The sequence below is a fragment of the Serratia sp. BNK-10 genome (assembly GCF_047456065.1).
Lineage (GTDB): Bacteria > Pseudomonadota > Gammaproteobacteria > Enterobacterales > Enterobacteriaceae > Serratia > Serratia ureilytica.
The window spans coordinates 3,481,032-3,494,255 of sequence record NZ_CP179894.1; the positions used below are offsets into that span (position 1 = coordinate 3,481,032).

Annotated in this window: 10 protein-coding genes and 6 tRNA genes; 10 read left to right on the forward strand and 6 right to left on the reverse strand. The window is 59.7% G+C overall.

All coding sequences use genetic code 11. The features are described from left to right. The first annotated feature begins 140 nt into the window (after positions 1–140). On the forward strand, positions 141–1,328 hold the full coding sequence (locus ACMGG9_RS16820; protein ID WP_414161580.1) for a NupC/NupG family nucleoside CNT transporter: 1,188 nt from the start codon (positions 141–143) through the stop codon (positions 1,326–1,328). A gap of 118 nt (positions 1,329–1,446) precedes the next feature. Here the strand turns inward: ACMGG9_RS16820 and ACMGG9_RS16825 are convergent. Next, positions 1,447–1,522: transfer RNA gene (locus tag ACMGG9_RS16825), tRNA-Ala, on the reverse strand. Between the two features lie 60 nt (positions 1,523–1,582). Next, a tRNA-Ala gene (locus ACMGG9_RS16830) sits at positions 1,583–1,658 on the reverse strand. 308 nt (positions 1,659–1,966) lie between these two features. On the opposite strand from ACMGG9_RS16830, the gene ACMGG9_RS16835 reads away from it, so the two are divergent. Next, positions 1,967–2,752: a formate/nitrite transporter family protein gene (locus ACMGG9_RS16835; protein WP_033651998.1), complete on the forward strand. Its 786-nt coding sequence runs from the start codon at positions 1,967–1,969 to the stop codon at positions 2,750–2,752. A 66-nt stretch (positions 2,753–2,818) separates the two neighbouring features. Here the strand turns inward: ACMGG9_RS16835 and gltX are convergent, their stop codons facing one another. Then, positions 2,819–4,234, reverse strand: coding sequence for a glutamate--tRNA ligase (gene gltX / locus ACMGG9_RS16840; RefSeq protein ID WP_033643946.1), 1,416 nt, complete (start codon positions 4,232–4,234; stop codon positions 2,819–2,821). Positions 4,235–4,528: 294 nt separating this feature from the next. Here gltX and ACMGG9_RS16845 point away from each other — a divergent pair. The 4 genes from ACMGG9_RS16845 to ACMGG9_RS16860 all read left to right on the forward strand — a co-directional run bounded on the left by ACMGG9_RS16845 (position 4,529) and on the right by ACMGG9_RS16860 (position 4,905). Continuing rightward, positions 4,529–4,604, forward strand: a tRNA-Val gene (locus tag ACMGG9_RS16845). 28 nt (positions 4,605–4,632) lie between these two features. Beyond that, positions 4,633–4,708 (forward strand) — tRNA-Val (locus ACMGG9_RS16850). A 38-nt stretch (positions 4,709–4,746) separates the two neighbouring features. Beyond that, positions 4,747–4,822, forward strand: a tRNA-Val gene (locus ACMGG9_RS16855). Between the two features lie 7 nt (positions 4,823–4,829). Continuing rightward, positions 4,830–4,905 (forward strand) — tRNA-Lys (locus ACMGG9_RS16860). An 84-nt stretch (positions 4,906–4,989) separates the two neighbouring features. Here ACMGG9_RS16860 and ACMGG9_RS16865 read toward each other — a convergent pair. After that, positions 4,990–5,400: a GNAT family N-acetyltransferase gene (locus tag ACMGG9_RS16865; protein WP_071997822.1), complete on the reverse strand. Its 411-nt coding sequence runs from the start codon at positions 5,398–5,400 to the stop codon at positions 4,990–4,992. A 217-nt stretch (positions 5,401–5,617) separates the two neighbouring features. On the opposite strand from ACMGG9_RS16865, the gene fepB reads away from it, so the two are divergent. The 4 genes from fepB to ACMGG9_RS16885 all read left to right on the forward strand — a co-directional run bounded on the left by fepB (position 5,618) and on the right by ACMGG9_RS16885 (position 9,761). Further along, positions 5,618–6,625 carry a Fe2+-enterobactin ABC transporter substrate-binding protein gene (gene fepB, locus ACMGG9_RS16870; protein WP_197849890.1) on the forward strand — a complete coding sequence of 336 codons (1,008 nt, stop codon included), beginning with the start codon at positions 5,618–5,620 and terminating at the stop codon, positions 6,623–6,625. A gap of 215 nt (positions 6,626–6,840) precedes the next feature. Further along, on the forward strand, positions 6,841–7,896 hold the full coding sequence (fepD, locus tag ACMGG9_RS16875) for a Fe(3+)-siderophore ABC transporter permease (RefSeq protein ID WP_033652547.1): 1,056 nt from the start codon (positions 6,841–6,843) through the stop codon (positions 7,894–7,896). Further along, positions 7,896–8,933 (forward strand): iron-enterobactin ABC transporter permease, encoded by a 1,038-nt coding sequence (gene fepG / locus ACMGG9_RS16880; protein ID WP_033652548.1) that lies wholly within the window; start codon positions 7,896–7,898, stop codon positions 8,931–8,933. The genes fepD and fepG overlap by 1 nt, the downstream gene beginning before the upstream one ends. Positions 8,934–8,954: 21 nt before the next feature. Next, positions 8,955–9,761, forward strand: coding sequence for an ABC transporter ATP-binding protein (locus tag ACMGG9_RS16885; RefSeq protein ID WP_004936408.1), 807 nt, complete (start codon positions 8,955–8,957; stop codon positions 9,759–9,761). A gap of 28 nt (positions 9,762–9,789) precedes the next feature. Here the strand turns inward: ACMGG9_RS16885 and ACMGG9_RS16890 are convergent, their stop codons facing one another. Both ACMGG9_RS16890 and alsS read right to left on the reverse strand, forming a co-directional pair. Then, positions 9,790–11,376, reverse strand: coding sequence for an ABC transporter substrate-binding protein (locus ACMGG9_RS16890; protein ID WP_342185064.1), 1,587 nt, complete (start codon positions 11,374–11,376; stop codon positions 9,790–9,792). Between the two features lie 143 nt (positions 11,377–11,519). After that, positions 11,520–13,205, reverse strand: a complete 1,686-nt coding sequence (gene alsS, locus ACMGG9_RS16895; protein WP_033643950.1) for an acetolactate synthase AlsS — start codon at positions 13,203–13,205, stop codon at positions 11,520–11,522. Positions 13,206–13,224 lie beyond the last annotated feature (19 nt).

The following is a 13,224-nucleotide window of genomic DNA, read 5'->3' on the forward strand; positions in this document are numbered from 1 at the left end:
TGATTTTTTATGCTTTTGCGCAACACTTTAGGAGAACTCCCACTATGATTTTCCATATTTGCAATAGAAGTCTCGTTTTTAAACGTAGCGTTACATAAAATGACAGCCGAAATTCAGCCTGCCTCAAATTTGGAGCAAACATGTCCCATATTGCGCACTTTGCGTTGGCGATAGTGGTGGTGGCGATCCTGGCCCTGTTGGTGTGCCGCGATCGCAAAAGCATCCGCATTCGCTATGTTATTCAATTATTGGTTATCGAAGTACTGCTGGCCTACTTTTTCCTGCATTCGGAAGCGGGTTTGGGCTTCGTAAAAGGATTCGCCGCGCTGTTTGACAAACTGCTCGGGTTTGCGGGACAAGGGACTGATTTCGTGTTCGGCGGCATGGGCGACAAAGGCCTGGCGTTCTTCTTCCTGAAGGTGCTGTGCCCGATCGTCTTCATTTCGGCGCTGATCGGTATTCTGCAGTACATCAAAGTGCTGCCTTTCATCATCCGCATTATCGGTACCGTGCTGTCGAAAGTGAACGGCATGGGCAAGCTGGAGTCGTTCAACGCCGTCAGCTCGCTGATCCTGGGCCAATCCGAAAACTTCATCGCCTACAAGGATATCCTGGGCAAGATGTCGGAAAAGCGCATGTACACCATGGCGGCGACCGCGATGTCTACGGTGTCCATGTCCATCGTCGGCGCCTACATGACCATGCTGGACGCCAAGTTCGTGGTGGCGGCGCTGGTACTGAACATGTTCAGCACCTTTATCGTGCTGTCGTTGGTCAACCCGTACGACACCAATAAAGAAGAAGAGCTGCACCTCGGCAACCTGCACGAAGGCCAGAGCTTCTTTGAAATGCTGGGCGAATACATCCTGGCCGGCTTCAAAGTAGCGATTATCGTCGCCGCGATGCTGATTGGTTTCATCGCCCTGATCGCCGCGCTTAACGGCGTGTTCAGCGCCATCTTCGGCCTGAGCTTCCAGGAAATCCTCGGCTTCTTCTTCTATCCGTTCGCCTGGATCATGGGTATTCCTAAGCACGAAGCCCTGCAGGTCGGCAGCATCATGGCCACCAAGCTGGTTTCCAACGAATTCGTGGCAATGATGGAACTGCAGAAAGTCTCTGCCGAACTGTCGCCGCGCAGCCTGGGGATCCTGTCGGTGTTCCTGGTGTCCTTCGCCAACTTCTCTTCCATCGGCATCGTGGCCGGTGCGATCAAGGGCCTGAACGAACACCAGGGCAACGTAGTGTCCCGCTTCGGTCTGAAGCTGGTCTACGGCTCTACGCTGGTCAGCATCCTGTCCGCTTCTATCGCGGGTCTGGTGCTGGGCTAAGCCTGAAATTTACAGCAATGATAAGGCGCCTGCGGGCGCCTTTTTTATTGGTTGGCCTTCGGCGAAGGTGAAATAACGCAAAGCAAAAAGCCGACCCTAAGGTCGGCTTTTCAAATGGTGGTGGAGCTAGACGGGATCGAACCGTCGACCTCTTGCATGCCATGCAAGCGCTCTCCCAGCTGAGCTATAGCCCCACAAAAATGGTACGCGTTGACCGGCGTTACGGTATTCCCCAACCTCTCTGAGAAGAAGGTTGGTGGAGCTAGACGGGATCGAACCGTCGACCTCTTGCATGCCATGCAAGCGCTCTCCCAGCTGAGCTATAGCCCCGTTCCACAATCACTTTGTGCTGTGAACGGGGCGCATAATATGAAACCCGCTCAAAGCTGTCAACGGCTAAATTGAATTACTGAATCAAGCGTTGAAAAAGCCGCCAAATCAGCATCTTTGGCGCCAAAAAATCATCACTTTGCGCAGAGTTCATCCATTTTGCGCGCTACTTCTCAAAATGGCAAAAGACCCTGCATATCACGTTGATTTTTAATTAACGGAATGTTAGCGAAATGCGCTTGAGTCGGGCTCCCGAGCGGCATAGACTGCCCGCGCCATAAACTTTATTACTATAAACCGAGTCCGTCATGTCTTTGCATTCACCAAAAGAAATCGCCGCCCTCGCCGTTCAGGCCGGGGTAAACAAAAGCCGCGCCCCTCTTGCTAATCTGCTGATTCTGGGCTTTCTCGCCGGCGCCTTTATCGCTACCGGCTTCCTGTTGGATATTCACGTCATCGGCACCCTGCCGGCCGAATGGGGCTCTTTCGGCGCGCTGTTGGGCGCCGCGGTGTTCCCTATCGGTTTGATCCTGACCATTCTGGCCGGCGGCGAACTGCTGACCGGCAACATGATGACCTTGCCAATGGCCTGGTTCGCCCGTGAAATTCCCGCCATCGCCGTGCTGCGCAACTGGTTTTGGGTCACCCTGGCCAACTTCGCCGGCAGCGTGGCCGTCGCCTACTTCTTCGGCCACCTGCTGGGCCTGACCGAAGGCGCATTTTTACATAAGACGCTGGCGATCGCGCAGGCCAAAGTGGATGCGGACTTCCTGCACGCCTTCATTTCCGGCGTCGGCTGCAACTGGCTGGTATGCCTGGCGGTGTGGTTAGCCTTCGCCAGCAAAGATGTGCCGGGCAAAGTGATCGGCATGTGGTTCCCGGTCATGGCTTTTGTCGCCATCGGCTTCCAGCACGTGGTGGCGAATATGTTCATCATCCCGGCGGCCATCTTTGCCGGCGGCATGGGCTGGGAGCAGTATCTGCCTAATTTCATCGCGGTATTTCTCGGCAATGCGCTGGGCGGCGCCGGCTTTGTCGGGTTGATGTATTTCCTCGCCTACCGTCCGGGTTTGCCGGCTAGCGAACAAGCCTGACAACGCGCAATAAAAAAGCCCCGGGATCGCTCCACGGGGCTTTTTCTTTAAGGCGTATCAGCCTAATCAGGCTTGGGCTTCACGCTCGGCGATGTAAGCCAGCGCCATATCGATACGCTGCAGCGAACGCTTCTGGCCGATCGCATGCACGGTCACGTCCATGCCCGGCGACTGGCCGGCGCCGGTCACCGCGACACGCAGCGGCATGCCGACTTTACCCATGCCGACGCCCAGCTCATCCGCCGTGCCCTGAATGGCGTCGTGCACGTTTTCCGGCGTCCAGACGGTGATGGCGGCCAGCTTGGCGCGCACCGCTTCCAGCGGCTGACGCGCGACCGGACGCAGGTGCTTCTTGGCGGCGTCGGCGTCGAACTCGCTGAAGTCTTCGTAGAAGTAACGGCAAGACTCCGCCATCTCTTTCAGCGTCTTGCAGCGCTCGCCCAGCAGCTTGACGATGTCCTTCAGTTCCGGCCCGTTGCGGGTTTCAATGCCCAGTTGCTCAACGTGCCATGCCAGATGCACCGCCACTTCTTCCGCCGGCATATGGTTGATGTAGTGGTGGTTCAGCCACTGCAGCTTCTCGGTGTTGAACGCGCTGGCGGATTTGTTGATCGCTTCCAGCGTGAAGAACTCTTTCATCTCGTCGATGGAGAAGATCTCCTGATCGCCGTGGGACCAGCCCAGACGCACCAGGTAGTTCAGCAGCGCCTGCGGCAGATAGCCGTCGTCGCGGTACTGCATCACGCCCACGGCGCCGTGACGTTTGGACAGCTTTTTACCGTCGTCGCCGAGGATCATCGACACGTGCGCGTATTCCGGCACCGGCGCGCCCAGCGCTTTCAGAATGTTGATCTGGCGCGGGGTGTTGTTGATGTGGTCTTCGCCGCGGATCACGTGGGTGATTTCCATGTCCCAGTCATCGACAACGACGCAGAAGTTATAGGTTGGCGAACCGTCGGTGCGGCGGATGATCAGATCGTCCAGCTCCTGGTTGCTGAATTCGATCGGGCCGCGAATTTTATCGTCGAAGATCACCGACCCTTCCTGCGGGTTACGGAAGCGCACCACGTGCGGCTCGTCGTCGGTGTGGCTGCACTGGCTGTCGCGGCAGTGGCCGTCGTAACGCGGCTTCTCGCCGTTTTCCATCTGCTTCTCGCGCAGCGCTTCCAGGCGTTCCTTGGAGCAATAGCATTTATAGGCGGTGCCCTGCTCCAGCATTTCGTCGATGACCGCGTTGTAGCGATCGAAACGCTTGGTCTGGAAGTACGGGCCTTCATCCCAATCCAGGTTCAACCAGTTCATGCCATCCATAATTGCGTCGATCGCGTCCTGGGTAGAGCGTTCCAGATCGGTATCTTCGATACGCAGAACGAACTCACCGCCCGCATGGCGGCTGAACAACCAGGAATAAAGTGCGGTACGCGCGCCGCCGACGTGAAGATAGCCGGTCGGGCTCGGTGCAAAACGGGTTTTGATTTTCATTGGGTTCACTGCCTTATTACGCAACGCGTGTCGGCGATGGCCGACGATTGCTCGGAATTGAAAAAAGAGTGGACGACATTGTATCACCACGCGCTAATTCCTCAACGCCGACACGATATTGCGCCGGTCGATTTCGCGCGTTTTGCGGCGAGTTTCGCATAGCGTTGCGCAAAGAATCGGCGCCGTTGGCGATAATTATCGCGCCCTGCCTAAATTTGCGGCGAACGATTGAAATCATTTTAAAAACCGTTGACTCACTTTGAACTATCCCTATAATGCGACTCCAACAAGACGGGGCGATTAGCTCAGTTGGTAGAGCATCTCCTTTACACGGAGGGGGTCGGCGGTTCGAGCCCGTCATCGCCCACCATCTTGTTGAGAAAAATGAGAACGAATGAGGGTGATTAGCTCAGTTGGTAGAGCATCTCCTTTACACGGAGGGGGTCGGCGGTTCGAGCCCGTCATCACCCACCATCATTCTCTCGTTTAGCAGTGCCTGGAAGTCCTGAAGTGGGTGATTAGCTCAGTTGGTAGAGCATCTCCTTTACACGGAGGGGGTCGGCGGTTCGAGCCCGTCATCACCCACCACTTCTGCGGGTCGTTAGCTCAGTTGGTAGAGCAGTTGACTTTTAATCAATTGGTCGCAGGTTCGAATCCTGCACGACCCACCAATTCAGAAAAAAGCGCCTTTTGGCGCTTTTTTCGTTTCTAAAGACCGTATTATACAGCCCTCTTTATCTCTCGTCAGTGAACACTCATCCGCCATGGCCCTTTGTCAGATCAATTAAACCTGCAGCGGTAGGGCGAAAACCGCACCCGCAATAAAAACCGGCCAGATGGGGTTCGTAATCGACGTGCAGCCAGCTTGCTCCACGCATTTTTGCGATCGCTATCGCCGCTTGAACCAGCCCGGTCGCCACCCCCTGCCGTTGATAATGACGATGGACGCAGGTATCTAAAATAAACGCGTGCTTGCCACCGTCCCAAGCCACATTCACAAATCCAATCATCACATCTTCTGCGTAAGCGCCGATATGGGCCAAACTGCGGGATAATATCGCCGGCATGTCAGCCGGTAGCGGTTCTCCCCAAGCGGATAACCATAGCTCGTTCAACACAGGAAAAGCCGGATGAGGATCCGTTCGAAACTCAACATCCCGAACCATACGCCCCCTCTTAATCGATTAAGTCGAAACAGGAAACTTCTATCATCTCTCTATTATGGACAGGCCTCGTTAAAGCTGCCTGCGGTTGCCTGGGAAACACGAGATACGAATGGTTATCATTTTGACGGCTTGAATGGTAAATTAGCGGGCATAACACTCCCCAGCAATCCGCACGCGGATTGATACGCCTTAGTTCAAGGAAAGAAAGAGCCCGCTCATGACCCTATCCTTACGTCAGCTGTTCATTTCAGTTATTGCCGCCGCGGCCTTGCTGCTCAGCGGTTGCGGCCCGGACGACAAGAGCGACGGGCAGAAACCGTCCGCCTCCGCTGCCGACAGCAGTTGGCCGCGCACCATCGATAGCGCCAAAGGGAAGTTCACGCTGGAAAAACCGCCGCAGCGCATCGTATCCACCAGCGTCACCATCACCGGCACGTTACTGGCTATCGACGCACCGGTGGTCGCCAGCGCCGCCACCAGTCCAAATCCCCTGGTGGCCGATCAACAAGGCTTCTTTACCCAATGGAGCGAAGTGGCCAAACAACGCCACGTCGAACGGCTGTATCAGGTGGAACCCAATGCCGAAGCCGTCGCCGCCGCCGCCCCGGATTTGATCGTCGTCGCCTCGACCGGCGGTGATTCGGCGCTGAAACTGTACGATCAGCTGTCCGCCATTGCGCCGACGCTGGTGCTCGATTACGGCGACAAAAGCTGGCAACAGCTGGCCAGCGAGCTCGGTGAAATCACCGGTCACGAAGCCGGCGCCAAACAGGCGGAAGATCGTTTCGAGCAGCGCGTGGAACAAGTGAAGCAGGCGATTACCCTGCCGCCGCAGCCGACCACGCCGCTGGTATATGCCGACAACGGCCGCGAAGCCATGCTGTGGACGCCGGGCTCCGCCCAAGGCAAGCTGCTGACCCAGCTCGGCTTCCAGCTGGCTACCCCGCCGGAAAGCGCCAAAGGCAACGCCAGCATGGGTAAACGCCATGACATCATCCAGATCTCCGGCGAAAAAATGGCCGAAGGCCTGAACGGCAAAACCCTGATCCTGTTCGCCACCAATGAGCGCAAAGTGCAAGAGGTGCTGGCCAACCCGTTCCTCAAACATCTGGAGCCGGTGGAACAGCGGCACGTCTACGCCGTCGGCAACGATACCTTCCGCCTCGATTACTACAGCGCCACCAACATGCTGAACCAAATCGAACGGCTGTTCAAAAAGCCCTGAATCACGCCGTCGGCAGGCCAGTCCCCTGCCGACGCTTTTCGCAAACGGGGCAACCATTCACATTCAATCAATTGAAATATCAATAGTTATTAACATCGTCCACGCGCCTTCGCCACCAACCGGCGGGTGCATGCGGGCGTAAACTCGTGTTACTATTGGCGCCCTTCACGAACGCAAATAACAATGAGAATAAAAATCATAAAGGAGTTACCGGTGTGAACGTACCCACTCCGACTGAGCGGACGCTTTCGTCCGCACCGCACGCAGCTTACGCCAGTGGCTTCAAACGCATCGCCGGGTTCGGTATCGGCTTGGCGTTGTTGTTGCTGTGCATCATTGCCAGCCTGATGCTGGGTTCCAAAGCCATCCCCTTCCATACCGTCTGGCTCAGCCTACAGGGCGCCGCGAGTGGCTCCGACAGCACCATCATTCTTAACGCCCGGGTGCCCCGTACGCTGGCGGGCATTTTGGCCGGTATGGCGCTCGGCGCCGCCGGCGCGCTGATTCAGGCGCTGACGCGCAATCCGCTGGCCGATCCCGGCGTGCTCGGCATCAACGCCGGCGCCAGCTTCGCCGTGGTCATCGGCATCATGTTTTTCGGCGCCGCCACCACCGAAAGCTATATGGCCTACGCCTTTGTCGGCGCGGCCCTCACCACCCTGCTGGTCTACCTGATCGGCACGCTGGCGGGCGGGCGCATCAACCCGGTGCGGCTGACGCTGGCCGGCGTGGCGATCGGCGCGGTGCTGGTCGGCATCACTACCGGGCTGTCGCTGATCGATCCGCAAACCTTCGACCAACTGCGCTTCTGGCAGGCCGGCACGCTGGATATCCGCACGCTGGCCACCCTGCCGGTGACCGCCCCCGCCATTTTGCTCGGCTGCCTGCTGACGCTGCTCATCGCCCGGCCGCTGAATACCATCGGCATGGGGGAAGATCTGGCTATCGCGCTCGGCGCGCGCGTAGTGCTGACTCAGGCGATCGCAGTGATCGCCATTACGCTGCTGTGCGGCGCGGCGACCGCCACCGTCGGCCCGATCAGTTTCATCGGCCTGATGGTGCCGCATATCGCCCGCTGGTGGGTCGGCCCCGACCAACGCTGGATCCTGCCCTACTCCATGCTGCTGGCGCCGATTTTACTGCTGTGCGCCGACGTGGTCGGCCGCTTGCTTGCGGCCGGTGAGCTGCGGGTTTCCATCGTGGCGGCCTTCATCGGCGCGCCGGTGCTGATCTGGCTGGTGCGCCGCAAGAAAACGCTGGGGGGTCTGTGATGAGTCTGCCGCACACGCTGCATATCGGCCGCCCGGACGGCGTCATCAACGGGCGCCTGCCGCTGCGCCTGCTGCTGGTCAACCTTTCACTGTTGGCGCTGTGTCTGGCGATGGCCGTCGCCGCCCTGTGCTACGGCACGCTGCAACTTTCGCTGGAGCAGGTTTTTGCCGCGCTGACCGGCGAGGCGCCGAAAAACCTGGTCACCGTGGTCACCCAATGGCGCTTGCCGCGCATCGCCATGGCGCTGCTGTTAGGCGCCGCGCTCGGCATGAGCGGCGCCATCTTCCAGTCGATTATCCGCAACCCGCTCGGCAGCCCGGACGTGATTGGCTTTAACATGGGGGCTTACACCGGCGCGCTGATCGCCATCACCCTGTTCAACGGCGGCTATTACTACATCGCCGGCGGCGCGTTGGCCGGCGGCATTCTCGCCGCGCTGGCCATCTACCTGCTGGCCTGGCGGCAAGGCATCGCCGGCTTCCGGCTGATCATCGTCGGCATCGCCATCAGCGCGGTGCTGGTCTCCACCAATACCTGGCTGATCATCACCGCCTCGCTCGAGCGCGCCATGGACGCCGCCATGTGGCAGGCCGGCTCGCTCAACGGCATGACCTGGCAGAAAGCCCAGCCCGCCACGGCGTTCATCCTGCTGGCGGCCGCGGCCGCGCTGTTGATGGGCAAACGGCTGCAGCTGCTGGAAATGGGCGACGACACGGCGCGCGCGCTGGGCGTGAACGCCGAAGGCAGCCGGCTGTGGCTGATGCTGTTCGGCGTCACCCTCACCGCCGCCGTCACCGCCACCGCCGGGCCGATTTCCTTTATCGCGCTGGCGGCGCCGCAAATCGCCCGCCGCTTGGCCGGGCAATCCTCGGTCACCCTGACGTCCTCGGCGCTGATGGGCGCGGCGCTGCTGCTCGGCGCCGACGTGGTGTCCCAACATCTTTTCGCGCCGATCCAACTGCCGGTCGGGATCGTGACCGTCTGCATCGGCGGCCTGTACCTGATTTGGCTGCTCATCCGTGAGGCCCGCAGATAGATAATGAAGAGTGATAATGCCATGAGCCACCGCCTGCACGCCTCGCACCTGAAGCTGGGCTACGACAATAAAATCATCGCTGACGATCTGAGCGTGGCGATCCCCGACGGCGCCTTTACGGTGATCGTCGGGCCGAACGCCTGTGGCAAATCGACGCTGTTGCGCGCCCTGTGCCGCCTGCTGAAACCCAGCGCCGGCGAGGTGATGCTGGACGGCAAGAACATCAGCAGTTTCGCCACCAAGGCGCTGGCGCGCGAGCTTGGCCTGCTGCCGCAAACCTCGATCGCACCGGACAGCATCACCGTGGCGGACCTGGTGTCGCGCGGCCGCTATCCGCACCAGAGCCTGCTGAAACAGTGGACACAGGCCGACAAACAGGCGGTGGAAGCCGCCATGGCGGCCACCAACGTCAGCCAACTGGCGGATCGCAGCGTTGACGAGCTGTCCGGCGGGCAGCGTCAGCGCGTCTGGGTAGCGATGGCGTTGGCGCAGCAAACGCCGCTGCTGCTGCTGGATGAACCGACGACGTATCTGGACATCGCGCACCAGATCGAGCTGCTGGATCTGTTCCGCCAGCTCAACCGCGAGCGCGGTCAAACCCTGATCGCGGTGCTGCACGATCTCAACCACGCCTGCCGTTATGCCGATCACATCATCGCCATGCGCGACGGCAAGATCGTGGCGGAAGGGAAACCGGCGGAGATCATTACCGCCGAACTGGTGGAGCGGGTGTTCGGCATGCCGTGCATGATCATCGACGATCCGCTGTCCCACACGCCGCTGGTGATCCCGCGCGGCCGCTACCACTGCGACGCGCCGCAGGCATGAAAAAGGCCGGGTTATCCCGGCCTTGTCGTTACTTCTCCAGCGACACCTGTTTGAAAATGTGTTTGCCGAACGGGTCTATCTCGTAGCCTTTCACTTCCTTGCGCACCGGTTCGAAGATGGTCGAGTGCGCAATCATCAACGCCGGCATCTGATCGTGCATTATCACCTGCGCCTGCTGATACATCGCCACCCGTTTGGCGTGATCGTTCTCCTCGCGCGCCTGCAGGATCAGCTGGTCGAACGGTTTATAGCACCATTTCGCCGAGTTCGAACCGCCGAGCGAAGCGCAGGTGAACAGCGGGCCGAAGAAGTTGTCCGGATCGCCGTTGGCGGTGGTCCAGCCCATCAGCGCGGTCTGGTGTTCGCCGTTTTTAATCCGCTGTAAATACTCTCCCCACTCGAAGGTGACGATTTTGGCGCGCACGCCGATTTTAGCCCAATCGGCCTGGATCATCTCCGCCATCCGCTTGGCGTTGGGATTATAGGGCCGCTGCACCGGCATCGCCCACAGATCGATGTCGAAGCCCTGCCCCAGCCCGGCCTCCTGCAACAGCTGCTTCGCCCGCTCCGGTGAATACGGGTAGTCTTCAAGCTGCGCGTTGCTGCCCCATTGGGCCGGCGGCAGAAGATTTTTGGCAGGCTGACCGGCGCCGTGGAACACCGCGTCGATGATCGCCGGCTTGTTGACCGCCAGCGCCAACGCCTGGCGCACCTTAACGTTATCCAACGGTTTCTTCTGGGTGTTGAACGCCAGGAAACCGATATTCAAGCCGGATTTTTCCATTACCTGAATGTTGCCGTCCTGCCGCATGCGCGCCAGATCCGCCGGATTGGGGAACGGCATCACCTGGCATTCGTTCTTTTGCAGCTTGGCGTAACGCACCGCCGCATCCGGCGTGATCGAGAACACCAGCCGATCAAGCTTCGGCTTGCCTTCCCAGTAGCGGTCGAACGTCTTGTAGAGGATTTTCGCGTCCTTCTGGTACTGCACCAGCTGGAACGGCCCGGTGCCGATCGGATCGTTGTCCACCCGCTGCGGCGTGCCGGCCTTCAGCATCGCGTCGGCATATTCCGCCGATAAAATGGTGGCGAAATACATGCCCAGATCGGCGACGAACGGCGCCTCGGCGCGGGAGAGCTCAAAGCGCACGGTGTGCTCATCCACCTTGACGATCCGGTCGATCAGCGTGCCGAACTCCATCGACTCGAAGTTGGTGTAGGCGCCGTTGGAGACCTTGTGATACGGGTTGTTGGCGTCCTTCTGGCGCATAAACGAGAAGATGACGTCATCGGCGTTGAAATCGCGGGTGGGCGTGAAATATTTATTGCTCTGGAATGCCACGCCCTTGCGCAGATGGAAGGTATAGCGCTTGCCGTCTTCGCTCACCTCCCAGCTTTCCGCCAGGCTGGGTTGCAGCTCGACGGTGCCGGGTTTGAAATCCACCAGCCGGTTGTAGATCGCCGCCGAACTGGCGTCTACCGTGGTGCCGGAGGTGAACAGCTGCGGGTTGAAGCCTTCCGGCGAGCCTTCGGAACAGTAGACCAGCGTATTGGCCCGCGCGCCGCCGGTAATCGCCAACGCCAGCAGCCCGATCGTTATTGCTTTTCTTTTCATTGCGCTATCCCCAGTGGTGAAAAAACAGCCGAACGGATAGCAATAAATCATGCAGTTAGCGATGTAAAGGACAAATTCCGCGCATAAAAACGGGCAGGCGCGCAAGCGGCCTGCCCCGGTGAAACGGCGCGAGGATGATGAAATTAAATCATCTGGCTGAAGTTCATCTGCGCCATCAGCTTATAGTTATCGGCGTAGTCGACCGGAATGGCCACCACCACCGGCCCCTGGATCTCCATCGCCTTGCGCAGCATCGGCCGCAGATCTTCCACCGACTGCACGGCGAAACCGACCGCGCCGCAGGATTCCGCGTAGGCCTTGAAGTCGATCGGCCCGAACTCCACGCCGGATTTGCGCTGGTATTTGTTCACTTCCTGCATTTCCACCATGTTGTAAGCGTTATCGACCCAGATCACGTGCACAATGTTGTTTTTCAGCCGCACCGCGGTCTCCAGCTCCATGCTCGACTGCATGAAGCCGCCGTCGCCGGAGATTGACACCACCTTATCGCCGGGGCGCACCAGCGCCGCGCCAATGGCCCACGGCAGCGCTACCCCCATGGTTTGCTGGCCGTTGGAGATCAACAGCTGTCGAGCGCGGAAGCTGTAAAGATAGCGGGCTATCCAGATGTGGAAACTGCCCATGTCCACGCACAGCGTCACGTCGTCGCTGACGATGTCCTGCAGCTCCTTGACGATGCGCAACGGATGGATCGGCATGCCGCCGCGGCGCGCGGCGCGTTCCGCCAATTCGGCGCGCTGGCGGCCGAGATCGGTCAGGATCAGTTCCACCTCCGCCGGAACGCAGACCGCCTCATTGAACGCTTCGGTCATCATGTTCAGCGTGGCGCTGATGTTGCCCACCAGCTCGACGTCCGGCCGATAGCAGGTATCGATGTCCGCCGGCAGCACGTCGATATGCACCAGCTTCAGCCGCCCGTGGCTGTTCCACATGCACGGATCGTATTCGATCGGATCGTAGCCGACGCTGACCACCAGATCGGCCTTTTGCAACAGCTGATCGGCCGGCTGGTTGTTGAACAGGCCGACGCGGCCGGCGAAGCGGGCAAAGTGATTGACGTCAATCACCCCCGCCGCCTGATAGGTGCCGACCACCGGCATATGGGTGCGGTACAGCAGATGGCGCACCGCCTCGCTGTTCTCCGGCCGGCTGGCCTGCAAGCCCAGCAACAGCACCGGGCATTTGGCCTGGCGGATCAGTTTCACCGCCGCCTGAATGTCGTCCGCCGCCGCGGCCCCCATGCGCGGCAAGCGGCAGCCCGCCAGCACCGGCGCCGTGACCGGCTCATTGACGATATCCATCGGCAGGCTGACGAACGACGCCCCCGGCCGGCCGAACTCGGCGCGGCGGAAGGCGTTGGCGATCACCTCGGAAATCGCCGAACCGGCATGCACTTCGGCGCAGTACTTGGTCACCGGCCGGAACATGCTGACGGTATCCATGCTCTGGTGCGTCTGCTTCAGGCTGTCGGCGCGCTTCACCGCGCCGCCGAAGGCCACCACCGCATCCCCTTCCGAGGTGGCGGTTGCCAGCCCGGTGATCAGGTTGGAGCTGCCCGGCCCGGAGGTGACCAGCGCCACCCCCGCCTTGCCGGTCAGGCGGCCGACCGCCGCCGCCATAAAGGCCGCGTTGGCCTCATGGCGCACCACCACCGTTTCGATCGACGGCGCATCTTCCAACGAATCGAACACCCGGTCGATCTTGGCGCCCGGAATGCCGAAAACGTGTTTGACGCCCTGCGCTTCCAGGTTTTTCACCACCAAGTCGGCGCCGCATTGCCAGTCATTGCCTGTTTTTTCCTGTGCCATGGTTCCACCTCCTAAGAAA

Bases quoted from the DNA above. Each gene is read 5' to 3' on its own strand.
- ACMGG9_RS16835 (WP_033651998.1), top strand. From the start codon at position 1,967: ATGTCTTTGCATTCACCAAAAGAAATCGCCGCCCTCGCCGTTCAGGCC.
- fepG (WP_033652548.1), top strand. From the start codon at position 7,896: ATGAGTCTGCCGCACACGCTGCATATCGGCCGCCCGGACGGCGTCATC.
- fepB (WP_197849890.1), top strand. From the start codon at position 5,618: ATGACCCTATCCTTACGTCAGCTGTTCATTTCAGTTATTGCCGCCGCG.
- ACMGG9_RS16820 (WP_414161580.1), top strand. From the start codon at position 141: ATGTCCCATATTGCGCACTTTGCGTTGGCGATAGTGGTGGTGGCGATC.
- ACMGG9_RS16865 (WP_071997822.1), bottom strand. From the start codon at position 5,400: ATGGTTCGGGATGTTGAGTTTCGAACGGATCCTCATCCGGCTTTTCCT.
- gltX (WP_033643946.1), bottom strand. From the start codon at position 4,234: ATGAAAATCAAAACCCGTTTTGCACCGAGCCCGACCGGCTATCTTCAC.
- alsS (WP_033643950.1), bottom strand. From the start codon at position 13,205: ATGGCACAGGAAAAAACAGGCAATGACTGGCAATGCGGCGCCGACTTG.
- ACMGG9_RS16885 (WP_004936408.1), top strand. From the start codon at position 8,955: ATGAGCCACCGCCTGCACGCCTCGCACCTGAAGCTGGGCTACGACAAT.
- ACMGG9_RS16890 (WP_342185064.1), bottom strand. From the start codon at position 11,376: ATGAAAAGAAAAGCAATAACGATCGGGCTGCTGGCGTTGGCGATTACC.